Consider the following 13326-nt stretch of genomic DNA (forward strand, 5'->3'; position numbering starts at 1 on the left):
ACAATAATTGAGGACTCATGGGATGAACAAACACAATGCGCCATCGTATTCACGGCTGAAAAGCCTCTGCCAGCTATCGATACTGGGCAGCCTGGCCCTGGCCGGTGGTGTGCAGGCGGCTGAAGCGTTCAGCGCCGATTCACCGTGGATGACCGGTGACTGGGGCGGGGCGCGCACTGAATTGCTCGACAAGGGCTATGACTTTTCGCTGGAGTACGTCAGCGAGGCGGCCAGCAATCTCAATGGCGGCTACAACGACGACACTACAGCGCGCTGGAGCGATCAGTTCGCCTTCGGCCTGAAAGTCGATTTGCAGAAAGCATTCGGCTGGCAAGGCGCCGAGTTCAAACTGGCGATCACCGAGCGGAGCGGCCGTAATATTTCCAATGACCGGATCGGCGACCCGCGGGCCGGCACCCTCAGTTCATCCCAGGAAGTCTGGGGCCGTGGCCAGACCTGGCGTCTGACCCAGATGTGGCTCAAGCAAAAATTCATGGATGACGCGCTGGTGGTCAAGCTTGGTCGTTTCGGGCCGGGCGAGGAGTTCGCTTCGGCGCCGTGTGACTTCCAGAACCTGAGCTTCTGCGGCGCGCAGCCGGCCAACTACGTCAACACCTGGTACAACTGGCCGGTCAGCCAGTGGGGCGCAGCGCTGAAGTACAACATCACCCCGGAGTTCTTTGCGCAGATCGGTGTGTTCGAGCAAAACCCTTCGAACCTGGAGATTGGCAACGGCTTCAAGCTCAGCGGCAGCGGCTCGCAGGGCACCCTGGTGCCGGTGGAAGTGGTCTGGAGTCCGAAGGTCAACGGCTTGCCCGGCGAGTACCGGCTGGGCTACTACCACAGCAGCCCGGACGCCGACGATGTCTATGAAGGCGCCAACGGCCTGCCGCAGCCGGTGTCGGGCGGCGCGTTCAAATCCCATGGCAGCAAGCACGGTGGCTGGGTCATGGCGACCCAGCAACTGACCGCCCACAACGGTGATGCCTCACGCGGCCTGACCCTGTTTGCCGCCGCGACGGTGCATGACAAGGCCACCAACTACATTGATAACTTCCAGCAGATCGGCCTGCTCTACAAAGGCCCGTTCGACAGTCGGCCCAAGGATGACATCGGCATTGGTATCTCGCGCATCCACGTCAACGACGATGCCCAGGACCGTCGCCGGCTGGTCAACCTGATCAACGGCATCAACGACTACGACAACCCGGCGTTCCTGCCGGTGCAGGACACCGAGTACAACTCGGAGATTTACTACGGCTTCCACGTCACCAACTGGCTGACCGTACGGCCCAACCTGCAGTACATCCGCCATCCCGGTGGCGTGGACAAGGTTGACGATGCGCTGGTGGCCGGTCTGAAGATCCAGACCAAGTTCTGATAACGGCTGTGTGTGCTTTGCGGGCAGCCTGGCTGCCCGTTTTTTTGGGGGGGCGTTGTACAAATATACAAATCGCAGGAGGTCAGCCGCCGCCTTGGCGGCGGGCTATCGCGTTGCAAATATGAAGTGGCACGGATCGAGCTCTGTAATGAATCACTTTTGACGGTTCGAACGGTGTACATCCGCCGCAGCGGTGGTGGGTTTTAGTCACCTTTGTGCTCAAGTGATCTGTGCTCGGCTTTAGATCGTTGCCGTTGATTTCGCTTTTGATCTTCGAGCCGAGATGGCGCAGACGACGCGAGTCGCGACTTGGGTGCAGGCCGAGGGTAGGCGTCGATTCGGGGGAGAAACCGACTGGATGTCGCTGCTCTTCATATCAGGAGCAGGTGCGCTGGGCAGGACGCCCATCGCGCCGGCCCCCGAATCGGCGCCGGACGGAGGGAAGTCTGCCCGCAGGGCGGACCCAAGCCAGGAGCAAGCGGTTTTCCCCGGTTTTGCCAAGACAAAATCGGGTCGCCCAGCAGGGCGAAACCTGCAGCTCAGACACCGCGGAAAAGGATTTTCCATTGCTCGAAAGAGCGATGCGGGCTGATCGACATTACATCGAGCAGCTTTAGCTGTGAATGGTCTTCCCGGCTAAAGCCGCTCCTACGGTGTTGCAGATTCAGCCCTGATCTTCCAGCGGGTAGCGGCTGTCGTTGAGGCTTTCCTTGATCTTGCGCAGGTGTGGCTGGAAGTCCACGCCGCGGCGCAAGGTCATGCCGGTGGCCAGTACGTCCAGCACGGTCAACTGAATGATCCGCGAGGTCATCGGCATGTAGATATCGGTGTCTTCCGGCAACGGAATGTGCAGGCTGACCGAACTGGCCTGGGCCAGTGGCGAACCGGCGGCGGTCAGGCCGAGCACCGAGGCGCCATTCTCGCGGGCCAGACGTGCGACTTCGACCAGGTCGCGGGTGCGTCCGGTGTAGGAAATGATCACGAACAGATCACCGGTGTGCGCCACCGAGGCGAGCATGCGCTGCATCAGCACGTCGGCGTGAGCACTGACCGCCAGGTTGAAGCGAAAGAACTTGTGCTGGGCATCCATGGCCACCGGTGCCGAGGCGCCCAGGCCAAAAAAGTGGATCTGCCGGGCCTGGATCAGCATGTCCACGGCGCGGCTGATCTGCGCCGGGTCCAGGGCCTGACAGGCGCTGTCCAGCGAGGCAATCGCACTGCCGAAGATTTTTTGTGTGTAGGCCTCGGGGTTGTCGTCCGGCTCCACGGCACGGCTGACGTAGGCGGCGCCACTGGCCAGGCTCTGGGCCAGTTGCAGCTTGAGTTCCGGGTAACCGCTGACGCTGAACGAGCGGCAGAAGCGGTTGACGGTCGGTTCACTGACCTTGGCCGCCTGGGCCAGGGCTGCGATGCTCAAACGGGTGGCCATCTGCGGGTTGAGCAGGATGACTTCGGCCACCTTGCGTTCGGCTTTATTCAGCTCCGGGAGTCGGTTCTGGATCTGCTCCAGGAGATTTCGTGTGCGGTCCATGACGGCATCCTGATCGGGGGCTGTTCGACAGACGTTCGCCTGGCGGCTTTAGCCTGTAGCAAAGGTGGCCTATCGTACTGAGAGGCCGAGTGAATCACCACCGGTATAAAGCTTTGGATAAAATGTTGTGGTTATTACTACATTTGGCCTTGAGGAATACCTTTAAAAAAGGTATTTGTAGTCTAACTTGATAAAAGAACTAACATTATGCCCCTGATTACGGTTGATCCGTGCACTTTCGCCCTGTTCGGCGCTCTCGGCGATCTGGCTGTGCGCAAACTGTTTCCGGCTCTTTATCAGCTCGATCGTGCAGGTTTGCTGCATGACGATACGCGCATTATCGCTCTGGCCCGTGAGCCGGGCGATGAGGCTTCGCACCTGGCCTATATCCACCAGTCGATGCGCCGCTTCATTCCCGAGACGGAGCTTGAGTCCGAACACGTCACCCGCTTTCTGGCGCGGCTCAGCTATCTGCACCTGGATTTCCTGCTGCCGGAGGGCTATCTGGCCCTGGCCGAGCGGGTCGGCAACGCCGATTCGCTGATTGCCTACTTCGCCACGCCCGCCTCGGTGTACGGCGCGATCTGCGAGAACCTCGCGGCGGCAGGTCTTGCCGAGCGCACCCGGGCGGTGCTGGAAAAACCCATCGGCCATGATCTGGCGTCTTCGCGACGGGTCAACGATGCGGTGGCGAAATTTTTCCCCGAGAACCGGGTTTATCGCATCGACCACTACCTGGGCAAGGACACGGTACAGAACCTCATTGCCCTGCGCTTCGCCAACAGCCTGTTCGAAACCCAGTGGAACCAGAACCATATCTCCCACGTGGAAATCACCGTGGCCGAGAAGGTCGGCATCGAAGGCCGCTGGGGCTATTTCGATCAGGCGGGGCAACTGCGTGACATGATCCAGAACCACCTGCTGCAGTTGCTGTGCCTGATCGCCATGGACCCGCCCAGCGACCTGTCGGCCGACAGTATTCGCGACGAGAAGGTCAAGGTGCTCAAGGCCCTGGCGCCGTTCACCCCGGAGCGTCTGGCCACTCAGGTGGTGCGCGGTCAGTACACTGCCGGCTACAGCGAAGGCAAGCCGGTGCCGGGCTATCTGGAGGAAGACAACTCCAACACCGAAAGCGACACCGAGACCTTCGTTGCCCTGCGCGCCGATATCCGCAACTGGCGCTGGTCGGGGACGCCGTTTTACCTGCGCACCGGCAAGCGCATGCCGCAGAAGCTGTCGCAGATCGTGATCCATTTCAAGGAGCCGCCGCACTATATCTTTGCCCCGGAACAGCGCCTGCAGATCAGCAACCGGCTGATCATCCGCCTGCAGCCTGACGAGGGTATCTCGTTGCAGGTGATGACCAAGGATCAGGGCCTGGACAAGGGTATGCAGTTGCGCAGCGGCCCGCTGAATCTGAACTTCTCTGACACTTACCGCAGTGCCCGGGTGCCTGACGCCTATGAGCGGCTGTTGCTGGAAGTGATGCGCGGCAATCAGAACCTGTTTGTGCGCAAGGATGAAATCGAATACGCCTGGCAGTGGTGCGATCAACTGATCGCCGGCTGGAAAAAAGCCGGTGATGCGCCCAAGCCGTACGCCGCCGGGTCCTGGGGGCCGATGAGTTCCATCGCCCTGATCACACGTGACGGGAGAGCCTGGTATGGCGACATGTGATTTGCAATTGCCGGCGGGCCTGAAGGCCCATGACTTCGATAATGCGGCGCAACTGGCCGAGGCGCTGGCCAGCGATGTGGCAGGGCGCCTGCGCGCCGCCATTGCGCAGAACGGCAAGGCCACTCTGGTGGTGTCCGGTGGCCGCAGCCCGGTGGCTTTTTTCGAGCGTCTGGCGGCCGAGCCGCTGGACTGGTCGCAGGTGGTGGTCAGCCTGGCCGATGAGCGCTGGGTACCGGTGGAGCACCCGGACAGCAACGCGGCGCTGGTACGCCGTCATTTGCTGCAAGGCCCGGCCGCTGCGGCAAAGTTGCTTGGCCTGTATAGCCTGGCGCCGAGCCTGGAGGCCGCTGCCGAGCAGGCTGACCGGTTGCTGGCCGAGCTGCCGCCGATCGATGTGCTGGTGCTGGGGATGGGCGATGACGGGCATACCGCCTCGCTGTTCCCGTCCAGCCCGAACCTGCGCGAAGCCCTGAGCCTTGGTGGTGAGCGCCGCTGCCTGGCGATGCTGGCGCCCAGCGTGCCGCATCAGCGGCTGACCATGACCCGTGATTTGCTGGCCTCAGCCAGCGTGAAGATTCTGTCGATTGCAGGCCAGGCCAAGCTCGACACCCTGCGCACCGCTGTGCAAGGCGATGACGTGACGGCTTTGCCGATCCGCGCCTTTCTCAACCCGTCTCTTGAAATTTACTGGTGCCCCTAAGCCAAGGAAACATCGCCGTGACCCAAGACCAAAATAATCAGCCACTCAACAGCATGGCGAACAAGACAGCCCGGATCGATGAGCTCTGCGCCCGGGCCAAAATTCTTCCGGTGATCACCATCGCCCGCGAGCAGGACGTGTTGCCGCTGGCCGACGCGCTGGCTGCCGGTGGCCTGAGCGTGCTGGAAGTGACCCTGCGTTCGGCGTTCGGCCTGGATGCGATCCGCCTGTTGCGCGAGCAGCGCCCGGAGCTTTGCACCGGTGCCGGGACCATCCTCGACCGGCGTACCCTGGCTGACGCTGAAGCGGCGGGCGCGCAGTTCATCGTCACGCCGGGCAGCACCCATGAGCTGCTGCAGGCCTCGGCCGCAAGCGAAGTGCCGCTGTTGCCGGGCATCAGCAGCGCCTCCGACATCATGCTCGGCTACGCCCTGGGTTACCGGCGCTTCAAGCTGTTCCCGGCGGAGGTCAGCGGGGGAGTGGCGGCGCTCAAGGCGCTGGGCGGCCCCTTCAACGAAGCGCGGTTCTGCCCGACCGGCGGGGTCAATGCGCAGAACCTGAAAAACTACATCGCCCAGCCCAACGTCATGTGTGTCGGCGGTAGCTGGATGATCGACAACGCCTGGGTCAAGAACGGCGACTGGGGCCGTATTCAGGAAGCCACCGCTGAGGCCGTAGCGCTGTTCGGCTGAGCGGCAGCAGGCTGGCGGCAAACCAAAAATCCGGTGCCTGTGCACCGGATTTTTTCTGCGTGCTTTTCGTGCTCAGTTCCGGCCGGATTTGAAGCCCTGGCGGGGCCGGGTGCGCAGCGGGTCGAGCAACGCACCCAGGCCGTTGTGGTCAATCTCGTGCATCAATGCCAGCAGGGCGCCCAGTTCACCCTTGGGAAAGCCCTCGCGGGCGAACCAGTTCAGGTAATGGCCGGGCAGGTCAGCCAGCAAGCGGCCCTGGTATTTGCCAAAGGGCATTTCACGGGTGACCAGCAGTTTCAATGATTCGGGATTCATGGCTTATCGGTTCTGAAGAGGGGAAGGACCGGGGCTGACCTGAGTCAGCGCGTCACCCGGCGGCGATGACAGTCGTGTGGCTTGAGCAGCTTGCCCTGCACCGAACGCACCTGCAGGCTGAGTACGGGTTGCTCGTGCTCGTTGTCGAGCAACACCGAATGCGTCTCGCCAGGTTCGAACAAATGCTGCTCACCCCATTGGCGCAGGCACACCACAATCGCAAAAGTCGAGCGGCCCCGCTCGGTCAGCACGTACTCATGGTAGGCGCTGCCATCGGAGGCCGGGCAGATTTCGAAGATGCCCAGCTCCACCAGCACTTTCAAACGCGCGGCAAGAATATTCTTCGCCAGACCAAGACTCTTCTGAAAGTCGCCGAAACGCCGGATGTCGTCGAAGGCATCGCGAATGATCAGCAGCGTCCAGCGCTCGCCGATGGCTTCCAGTGTGCGTGCCACAGGACATTCGCTGCTTGCCAGGGCTATATGCCTAGCCATTGGATTACCTTTCAAAGGTTAAAAAACTGGTTGCAGATTAAAACCTGAATTGTTACAACTCAATCATCTGGTTTTAAATTGAAACTGCTTATTTTGTCAGGGATGACCCTATGAGTTGCAGCAGCCATTGCGAGCAAGCCACTGCACCGTCAGTCATAAACGAGCCATTGCAGCTCTCCCGTTCACCATATGCGCGAGAAGCCTCGGGGTTTAGCCCGAGGTCGAGAGCGCGGACGCCGCAGGCGTCCTGGTTGGGAGTCTGCTGTTCTTCGATGTATTGGCGCAGGATTTCAATCGGCGCACCGCCGCAGCTAGAGGCGAAGCAGGATGGCGACCAAAGGACACCCCTTCGCTTGAGCCAGGGGTGGAAATCCCCGAACTGCTTACGCAGCAGTCTGGATGATACCCTCTTGAGTGAAGCCACCCGATTCGACAACGCCACCCATAGCTTGAAAGACCAAACCATAATTCATGCCATGAACCACACCAGGACCCTCAAGCTCCGAATCAAAGACAAGCACGCGAAAACGCTGCTTGCGATGGCGCGCGAGGTCAATATGGTGTGGAACTACTGCAATGAAACGAGTCATCGCGCCATCCGGGAACGCCACCAGTGGCTCTCCGGTTTTGACCTGCAAAAGCTGACCAATGGATTAAGCAAATGCGACGGCGTGCAGATCGGCTCGCCCACCGTGCAGCAGGTTTGCGAGGACTACGCCAAGGCCCGCAAGCAGTTCAAGCGTTCCAGGCTCAATTGGCGGGTGTCCAGCAGTAGCAGCCCCAAATACAGCCTGGGCTGGATTCCGTTCAAGGCGCGAGCCTTGCAATACAAGGACGGCCAGATTCAGTTCGCCGGGTTCAGGTTTGGCCTGTGGGACAGCTATGGTTTAAGCCAGTACGTCCTACGGGCCGGAAGCTTCAGTGAAGATTCCAGGGGGCGCTGGTATCTCAATATCTGCGTGCAGGTTGAAAGCAAGCCGTGTATCGGCACTGCCGCAGTTGGCATCGACCTGGGCCTTAAAGCGGCAGCTACAACGTCTGAGGGCCAGGTGTTGGTCGGGCGCGAATATCGCACCCTGGAGCAGAAGCTGGGCATCGCTCAGCGTGCTGGCAAGAGGGCACGTGTTCGCGCCCTCCATGCCAGGATCAGGAACCGGCGCAAGGATGCGCAACACAAGTTCTCAACCGCCCTGGTTGAGCGCTGCGCCGCCATTTTCGTTGGCGATGTAGCCAGCGCCAAACTCGTAAAGACTCAAATGGCCAAATCCACGCTTGATGCAGGATGGGGCCAACTCAAGACAATGCTGGAGCAGAAATGCCAACGGGCAGGCGTTGTTTTTGAGGTTGTAGCCGAGCGCTATACCACCCAGACCTGCTCGTGCTGTGGAAGCATTTCCACCAGCAGTCCGAAAGGTAGAGCCGGTTTGCGAATAAGAGAATGGACTTGCGTGTGCTGCGGTACAGCCCACGACCGTGATGTAAACGCGGCCCGGAACATTCTCGCGGCGGGGCATCGCCGTCTAGCTGTAGGAATCCCCGCTCTCTAGGGCGGGGAGGATGTCAAACGCTTTCAATTGGCCGGTATCGTCATCGCGCTGGCTGGCTTGTCGAGCATCATCTTCATTGCCGATGGTTCGGTCAGCGTGACCGGGCTGGCACTGGTGCTGTTCGGTGCCTTGGCCTGGAGTGTGGCCAACATCATCATCAAGAAGGCCAAAACGACTCAAGTGTTTGCCTTTCTGGTCTGGTCCAGCGCCTTTGCGCCACTCCCGCTGTTGCTGCTCGACTACGGGGTCAATGGCACCCAGGGTTATGGCGTACTGGTCGCGCAAATGGATTGGCGTGCCGTGTCGTCGATCCTGTTTCAGGTGTACCCCAATACCTTGTTTGCCTACTGGGTCTGGAACTCGCTGCTCAGGCAATACCCGGTTTCGACGGTGGCGCCGCTGTCACTGCTGGTGCCGATCTTCGGCATGCTTGGTTCGGCACTGATCTTTAACGAGCGCCTTTCGGCAATCAAGGTGGTTGCCGTGCTGCTTATAGTCTGCGGTCTGGCTGTGGGCTTGTATGGCGAGCGGATCAGGCAGGCATTGAGCAAGCGCTTGACGCGCACGGCCTGATCACTGTTCGGCATGGCTGATAGCCAGACTTGCAGTCTGCATGCTGGCAAAAAGCAACTTCATGCAGAACGCAACGCATGGTTTTTCAGGTTTTTTGTTAAGTAGTTGAAATTAAACATAAAAATGGAATCGAAAAAGCTGGCACAGGCCATGCAACTCTCCAGGCAGCCACACCCAATTGGTATCAACTGCCTAGGAAGGATGAGTGAAATGACTGACATCAACAAAGAATCGATCAACCTGCTCAACGACCTGATCGAAACCAGCAAAGATGGCCAGAAGGGCTTTGAGACCAGCGCTGAAGACATCAAAAACCCTGCTATCAAGCAGTTCTTTCAGACCCGTGCCAGCGATTGCGCCAGCGCCGTAGCTGAATTGCAGGCCGAGGTTCGCGCCTTGGGCGGCGATCCGGAGACTTCTTCCAGCGTCGGCGGTACTTTGCACCGCGCCTGGGTAGATTTGAAGTCGCTGTTCACTAGTAATGACGATGAGGCCATTCTCAACGAAGTCGAGCGCGGTGAGGACGCTGCGCTCAAGGCTTACAAAGACGCTCGTCAGAAAGCTGTCGAAAAATCCCTGCCAGCTAACGTCACCGGCCTGATCGACCGTCAGTTGCAAGGTGCCCAGGCCAACCACGACAAGGTCAAGGAACTGCGCGATCAAGTCCGCGCTGCCAATCATTAACGGCACGTTTGACCGGCAAGGATGCCATCACGCCAACCGCCAGCGGCTAAACCGCCCTGGCGGTTGGCGTTTGTGCGTAATCAATAAATTCCACCCGGTTACGGCCGTGATGCTTGGCGTTGTACAGCGCCTTGTCAGCGCTGTCGATGAACGCGCTCAGGTCGTCATGCTTGCTGACGCTTGCCGTGGTCACACCAATACTCACGGTAATCGCCTGCTGATCATGCTCGACGGCAGGCAGGGTCATGATGGCCTGGCGAATGGTCTCGGCCATGGCCAACGCCCCTTGACGCTCGGTATTGGGCAGTATCAGCAGAAACTCTTCGCCACCATAACGCGCCGCAAAATCACCGGCGCGCCGTGCGTTGCCGGCGATGCACTGGGCGACCTGACGCAATGCCTTGTCGCCGCCCAGGTGCCCGTGGCGTTCATTGAAGCGGCGAAAGTGGTCTACATCGATCATCAGTAGCGACAGCGGATCACCGCAGCGCTGTGCGCGGCTCCACTCGCTGGCCAGGGTCAGGTCGAGCTGGCGACGGTTCGGCAGGCCGGTCAGGGCATCGGTGGCAGCCAGCCCGGCCAGTATGTTTTCCGCCCGCTGGCGGCGGCGCAGTTCGCGGCGCAGCAGGACGGTCAGCCACAGGATCCCCAGACACAGCACGCCGGTGGCGCTGCCGACCAGCAAGGCATTGCGCTGCCAGGCGGCATAGACGGCCGATTCCGGCTGGCTGATGACCACCACCAGTGGCAGGCCCCTGACCCTGGAAAAGGTATACAGGTGCCGATGCCGGTGCTCTACCGACATGCCCACGAAACTGCCTTCAGGCAGCTCAAGAATGTGCTGGTAATTGGCGTTGCCGGCCATCACCGTGCCGGTCAGGTCTTCATCGTCCTCGACCGGCTCACGGACCAGCAGTACACCTTGGGTATTCATCAGGCTCAGGCTGCTGTCCGGCCCCAGCGACTGGCTGCGGAACAACGGCTTGAAGTAGGCCAGGCGCATGGCCGCGGCGGCCACCCCGAGAAACTCACCGTTGGGCCCCGACAAGCGGCGACTGAAGCTGATGCACCAGTCCTTGAAGCCCCAGCTGGCCTTGAACGGCTGGCTGATGTACAGCCCGGTCAGGTTGCTGTCGCGGTGATGTTTAAAGAACGGGCGGTCGGCGAAGTTCTCCTCGCGCCTGGCGCCTGGCAACGAGTCGGCAAGTACATCGCCGTTCTGGTCGAGCAGTAACAGGTCACCTTTATAGGGCGCTGCTGCGGCACGATCAAACAGTACCTGATGGCGCAGGTCGTCGGGTAACTGGCGCAGGCGCTCATGCTGCCAGGCACTGATCATCCCGTTGATCGAGGCGTCGTAGAGTTCGGCGCTGCGCACCACATCGGCTTCGATCAGCCGTACGATATTGGACGCCGCCCGGGTGGCGCTGAGCAGCGCGTCGTTGCGCTCGCGCATCAGCAATGAGGCGACGATGCCCAGAATGGCAATCAATGACAGCAGGCTGCCACAGATCAACAGAAGCTCGGAGCGTATCCAGCCAGCAGGTACGTTCATTGCAGCCACTCGACTTAAGGGGCGGCGGCGATCCGTTCATGCCGCAGACTCTGGAACTGATTTTTTATCGGTATATCAGGTTTTCGGCAGGACGCCGCCGATCAATAGACCAATCACCCGCCGTTTTTCGCAAGTGCCGTTCAGCGGTTCGGCAGGCTGACACCGAAGGTGTTGATTCCGTCGCGGCTGGTCACGAACACCGTGCCGCCGTGCATCAGTGCGATGGCCTTGACGATGGCCAGGCCCAGACCGTGGTTGGCGCCGCTGTTACTGCGTGAGGCATCGACCCGATAGAAGCGCTCGAACAGCATCGGCAGATGCTCGTCGGCAATCGCCGGCCCCGGATTGCTGACACCGATGTGAACCTGTTGCTCAAGCCGCTCGATAGCGACGCGGATAGTCTGCCCGGCGCTGGTGTGCTGTACGGCGTTATGCAGCAGGTTGATCAGTGCGCGGCGCAACTGGGCCTTCTCGATCGGGACGCTGGCATCGCCGTGCACCTGGACCGCAACCTGCGCGTCCTCAAGGATGAAGTCCAGATACTCCAGGGTTGTCGCCACTTCCTCGGCCAGCGACACGCGGGTCAGTTCACTGGCCTTGCCGCCCTGGTCAGCGCTGGCCAGAAACAGCATGTCATTGATGATCGAGCGCAGCCGTTCCAGCTCTTCGAGGTTCGATTGCAGGACCTCGAAGTAATGCTCGGCCGAGCGGCCACGGGTCAGTGCCACCTGGGTCTGGCCGATCAGGTTGGTCAGTGGCGAGCGCAGTTCGTGGGCCACATCGGCGTTGAACGACTCCAGCCGTGAGTAAGCCTGTTCGACCCGACCCAGCGTCGCGTTGAAGGCGTTGACGAACTGCTCCAGTTCCGGCGGCAGTGGTGACAGTTGCAGGCGTGCCGACAGGTGCGGTGGCGACAGCTTGTGGGCTTCCAGCGACAGGCTGGTCAGCGGCCGCAGGCCGACACGCGCGACCCAGTAGCCCAGTAACGAGGCGAGCAGAATGCCGATCACCGCCAGGCTGACCAGCGCGACCACCAAGGAGTGCTGGGTCTGCCAGAAGGTCTGGGTGTCGATGGCGGTGAGAAAGCGCAGGGCCGGGCGCTGGTCTTTGGCGGGAAACTCGCTGACCAGCACCTTGTACGGGAAACGCTGGCCGGGCAGCAGTAAATCACGCATGCCCAGCGGCCCGCGAGCGAAGCGGCGGATGTGCGGGTCGGGGTTGCCATACTCGTAGTCTGGATGATCGCTGACCACCCAGAAGCGGATACGCTTATCCTCCTCGCTGAGCAGGTTGAGCTTGTTGCCGAGCTTGCTCCAGTGCTGCAAGTCGCCGAAGCGATTGACTGTCGATTCAAGCACGCTATAGCGTGCGTCGACTTCTGCCTCGGGCAGCAGGTCCAGGTGCTTGTCGACCTGCAGGTACAGCGCCCAGCCGATCAGGGTGAAGACACCGAAGGCCACCAGCGCGAACAGGCTGCCCAGGCGCAGGGCAATGGAGTCAGCCCGCACGGCGATCTTCCAGCACATAGCCCATGCCACGGATGGTGTGCAGCAGTTTATGTTCATGGGGGCCGTCGAGCTTGGCCCGCAGACGCTTGATGGCCACCTCGACGACATTGGTGTCGCTGTCGAAGTTGATGTCCCAGACCTGCTCGGCGATGGAGGTCTTGGACAGGATCTCGCCGTGGCGGCGCGCCAGCACGCTGAGCAGGGCAAACTCTTTGGCGGTCAATTCCAGACGCACGCCGGCACGGCTGGCCTTGCGGCTGAGCAGATCGATGCGCAGGTCATCAATGCTGATCTGCACCGGCTCCTGGGTGCTGCTGCGACGGGTCAGGGCTTGCAGGCGGGCGACCAGTTCAAGGAACGAAAACGGCTTGCCCAGATAGTCATCGGCGCCTTCGCGCAGGCCCCGAATCCGGTCGTCGACCTGCTCGCGGGCGGTGAGCATGATCACCGGGGTCTGTTTACGCGCACGCAAGGCGCGCAGCACACCGAAGCCATCCAGGCCCGGCAGCATGACGTCGAGGATGATCACCGCGTAGTCGTGCTCCAGACCCAGGTGCAGACCCTCGATGCCATCGGCGGCCAGATCCACGCTATAGCCCTGTTCGCTCAGGCCGCGATGCAGGTAGTCAGCGGTTTTCTGTTCGTCTTCGATAATCAGCACGCGCATGC

General features: G+C 60.8%; 12 protein-coding genes and 2 pseudogenes. 7 read left to right on the plus strand and 7 right to left on the minus strand.

Translation table 11 applies throughout. From position 1 onward, the window contains the following. Positions 1-22: 22 nt before the first annotated feature. Positions 23-1381, plus strand: a complete 1359-nt coding sequence (locus NJC38_RS04860) for a carbohydrate porin (RefSeq protein WP_253111816.1) — start codon at positions 23-25, stop codon at positions 1379-1381. 664 nt (positions 1382-2045) lie between these two features. Here the strand turns inward: NJC38_RS04860 and NJC38_RS04865 are convergent. Then, the gene (locus NJC38_RS04865; RefSeq protein ID WP_045482832.1) at positions 2046-2912 is read right to left on the minus strand and encodes a MurR/RpiR family transcriptional regulator; all 867 of its coding nucleotides are present in this window, start codon (positions 2910-2912) and stop codon (positions 2046-2048) included. Between the two features lie 207 nt (positions 2913-3119). Between NJC38_RS04865 and zwf the strand changes: the two genes are divergently transcribed. The 3 genes from zwf to NJC38_RS04880 are packed head-to-tail and all read left to right on the plus strand — an operon-like array spanning position 3120 to position 5981. Further along, a complete protein-coding gene (gene zwf, locus NJC38_RS04870; protein ID WP_045482829.1) occupies positions 3120-4589 on the plus strand; it encodes a glucose-6-phosphate dehydrogenase in 1470 nt (489 codons plus the stop codon). Beyond that, positions 4576-5289 carry a 6-phosphogluconolactonase gene (gene pgl, locus NJC38_RS04875; RefSeq protein ID WP_253111817.1) on the plus strand — a complete coding sequence of 238 codons (714 nt, stop codon included), beginning with the start codon at positions 4576-4578 and terminating at the stop codon, positions 5287-5289. Before zwf ends, pgl begins: the two co-directional genes overlap by 14 nt. A gap of 17 nt (positions 5290-5306) precedes the next feature. After that, on the plus strand, positions 5307-5981 hold the full coding sequence (locus NJC38_RS04880) for a bifunctional 4-hydroxy-2-oxoglutarate aldolase/2-dehydro-3-deoxy-phosphogluconate aldolase (protein ID WP_144403185.1): 675 nt from the start codon (positions 5307-5309) through the stop codon (positions 5979-5981). A 72-nt stretch (positions 5982-6053) separates the two neighbouring features. Here the strand turns inward: NJC38_RS04880 and NJC38_RS04885 are convergent, their stop codons facing one another. The 3 genes and pseudogenes from NJC38_RS04885 to NJC38_RS04895 form a co-directional block, all read right to left on the minus strand. After that, complete coding sequence (locus NJC38_RS04885) at positions 6054-6296, minus strand: DUF3820 family protein (RefSeq protein ID WP_045482823.1); 243 nt, start codon at positions 6294-6296, stop codon at positions 6054-6056. A 44-nt stretch (positions 6297-6340) separates the two neighbouring features. Beyond that, positions 6341-6790 (minus strand): helix-turn-helix domain-containing protein, encoded by a 450-nt coding sequence (locus tag NJC38_RS04890; RefSeq protein WP_045482821.1) that lies wholly within the window; start codon positions 6788-6790, stop codon positions 6341-6343. Positions 6791-7040: 250 nt separating this feature from the next. Further along, positions 7041-7232, minus strand: a pseudogene (locus NJC38_RS04895) (transposase); the annotation flags it as partial. 34 nt (positions 7233-7266) lie between these two features. Between NJC38_RS04895 and NJC38_RS04900 the strand changes: the two are divergent. The 3 genes and pseudogenes from NJC38_RS04900 (at position 7267) to NJC38_RS04910 (ending at position 9594) form a co-directional block, all read left to right on the plus strand. Continuing rightward, positions 7267-8337, plus strand: coding sequence for a transposase (locus NJC38_RS04900; RefSeq protein WP_253111818.1), 1071 nt, complete (start codon positions 7267-7269; stop codon positions 8335-8337). A gap of 6 nt (positions 8338-8343) precedes the next feature. Then, positions 8344-8910 (plus strand): annotated as a pseudogene (locus tag NJC38_RS04905) (EamA family transporter); the annotation flags it as partial. A 210-nt stretch (positions 8911-9120) separates the two neighbouring features. Beyond that, positions 9121-9594 (plus strand): PA2169 family four-helix-bundle protein, encoded by a 474-nt coding sequence (locus NJC38_RS04910; protein WP_253111819.1) that lies wholly within the window; start codon positions 9121-9123, stop codon positions 9592-9594. A 46-nt stretch (positions 9595-9640) separates the two neighbouring features. On the opposite strand, the gene NJC38_RS04915 is transcribed toward NJC38_RS04910, so the two are convergent. The 3 genes from NJC38_RS04915 to NJC38_RS04925 form a co-directional block, all read right to left on the minus strand. Further along, complete coding sequence (locus NJC38_RS04915) at positions 9641-11149, minus strand: sensor domain-containing diguanylate cyclase (RefSeq protein ID WP_253111820.1); 1509 nt, start codon at positions 11147-11149, stop codon at positions 9641-9643. A gap of 140 nt (positions 11150-11289) precedes the next feature. Then, positions 11290-12657 (minus strand): heavy metal sensor histidine kinase, encoded by a 1368-nt coding sequence (locus tag NJC38_RS04920; RefSeq protein ID WP_253111821.1) that lies wholly within the window; start codon positions 12655-12657, stop codon positions 11290-11292. After that, positions 12647-13324 carry a heavy metal response regulator transcription factor gene (locus NJC38_RS04925; protein WP_045482806.1) on the minus strand — a complete coding sequence of 226 codons (678 nt, stop codon included), beginning with the start codon at positions 13322-13324 and terminating at the stop codon, positions 12647-12649. The genes NJC38_RS04920 and NJC38_RS04925 overlap by 11 nt, the downstream gene beginning before the upstream one ends. Positions 13325-13326: the final 2 nt, after the last annotated feature.

Source organism: Pseudomonas sp. 21LCFQ010 (genome assembly GCF_024129905.1).
Lineage (GTDB): Bacteria > Pseudomonadota > Gammaproteobacteria > Pseudomonadales > Pseudomonadaceae > Aquipseudomonas.

Coding starts and splice junctions, on each gene's coding strand:
- NJC38_RS04915 (WP_253111820.1), bottom strand. CDS start 11,149: ATGAACGTACCTGCTGGCTGGATACGCTCCGAGCTTCTGTTGATCTGT.
- NJC38_RS04860 (WP_253111816.1), top strand. CDS start 23: ATGAACAAACACAATGCGCCATCGTATTCACGGCTGAAAAGCCTCTGC.
- NJC38_RS04910 (WP_253111819.1), top strand. CDS start 9,121: ATGACTGACATCAACAAAGAATCGATCAACCTGCTCAACGACCTGATC.
- NJC38_RS04890 (WP_045482821.1), bottom strand. CDS start 6,790: ATGGCTAGGCATATAGCCCTGGCAAGCAGCGAATGTCCTGTGGCACGC.
- zwf (WP_045482829.1), top strand. CDS start 3,120: ATGCCCCTGATTACGGTTGATCCGTGCACTTTCGCCCTGTTCGGCGCT.
- pgl (WP_253111817.1), top strand. CDS start 4,576: ATGGCGACATGTGATTTGCAATTGCCGGCGGGCCTGAAGGCCCATGAC.
- NJC38_RS04900 (WP_253111818.1), top strand. CDS start 7,267: ATGAACCACACCAGGACCCTCAAGCTCCGAATCAAAGACAAGCACGCG.
- NJC38_RS04885 (WP_045482823.1), bottom strand. CDS start 6,296: ATGAATCCCGAATCATTGAAACTGCTGGTCACCCGTGAAATGCCCTTT.
- NJC38_RS04865 (WP_045482832.1), bottom strand. CDS start 2,912: ATGGACCGCACACGAAATCTCCTGGAGCAGATCCAGAACCGACTCCCG.
- NJC38_RS04925 (WP_045482806.1), bottom strand. CDS start 13,324: ATGCGCGTGCTGATTATCGAAGACGAACAGAAAACCGCTGACTACCTG.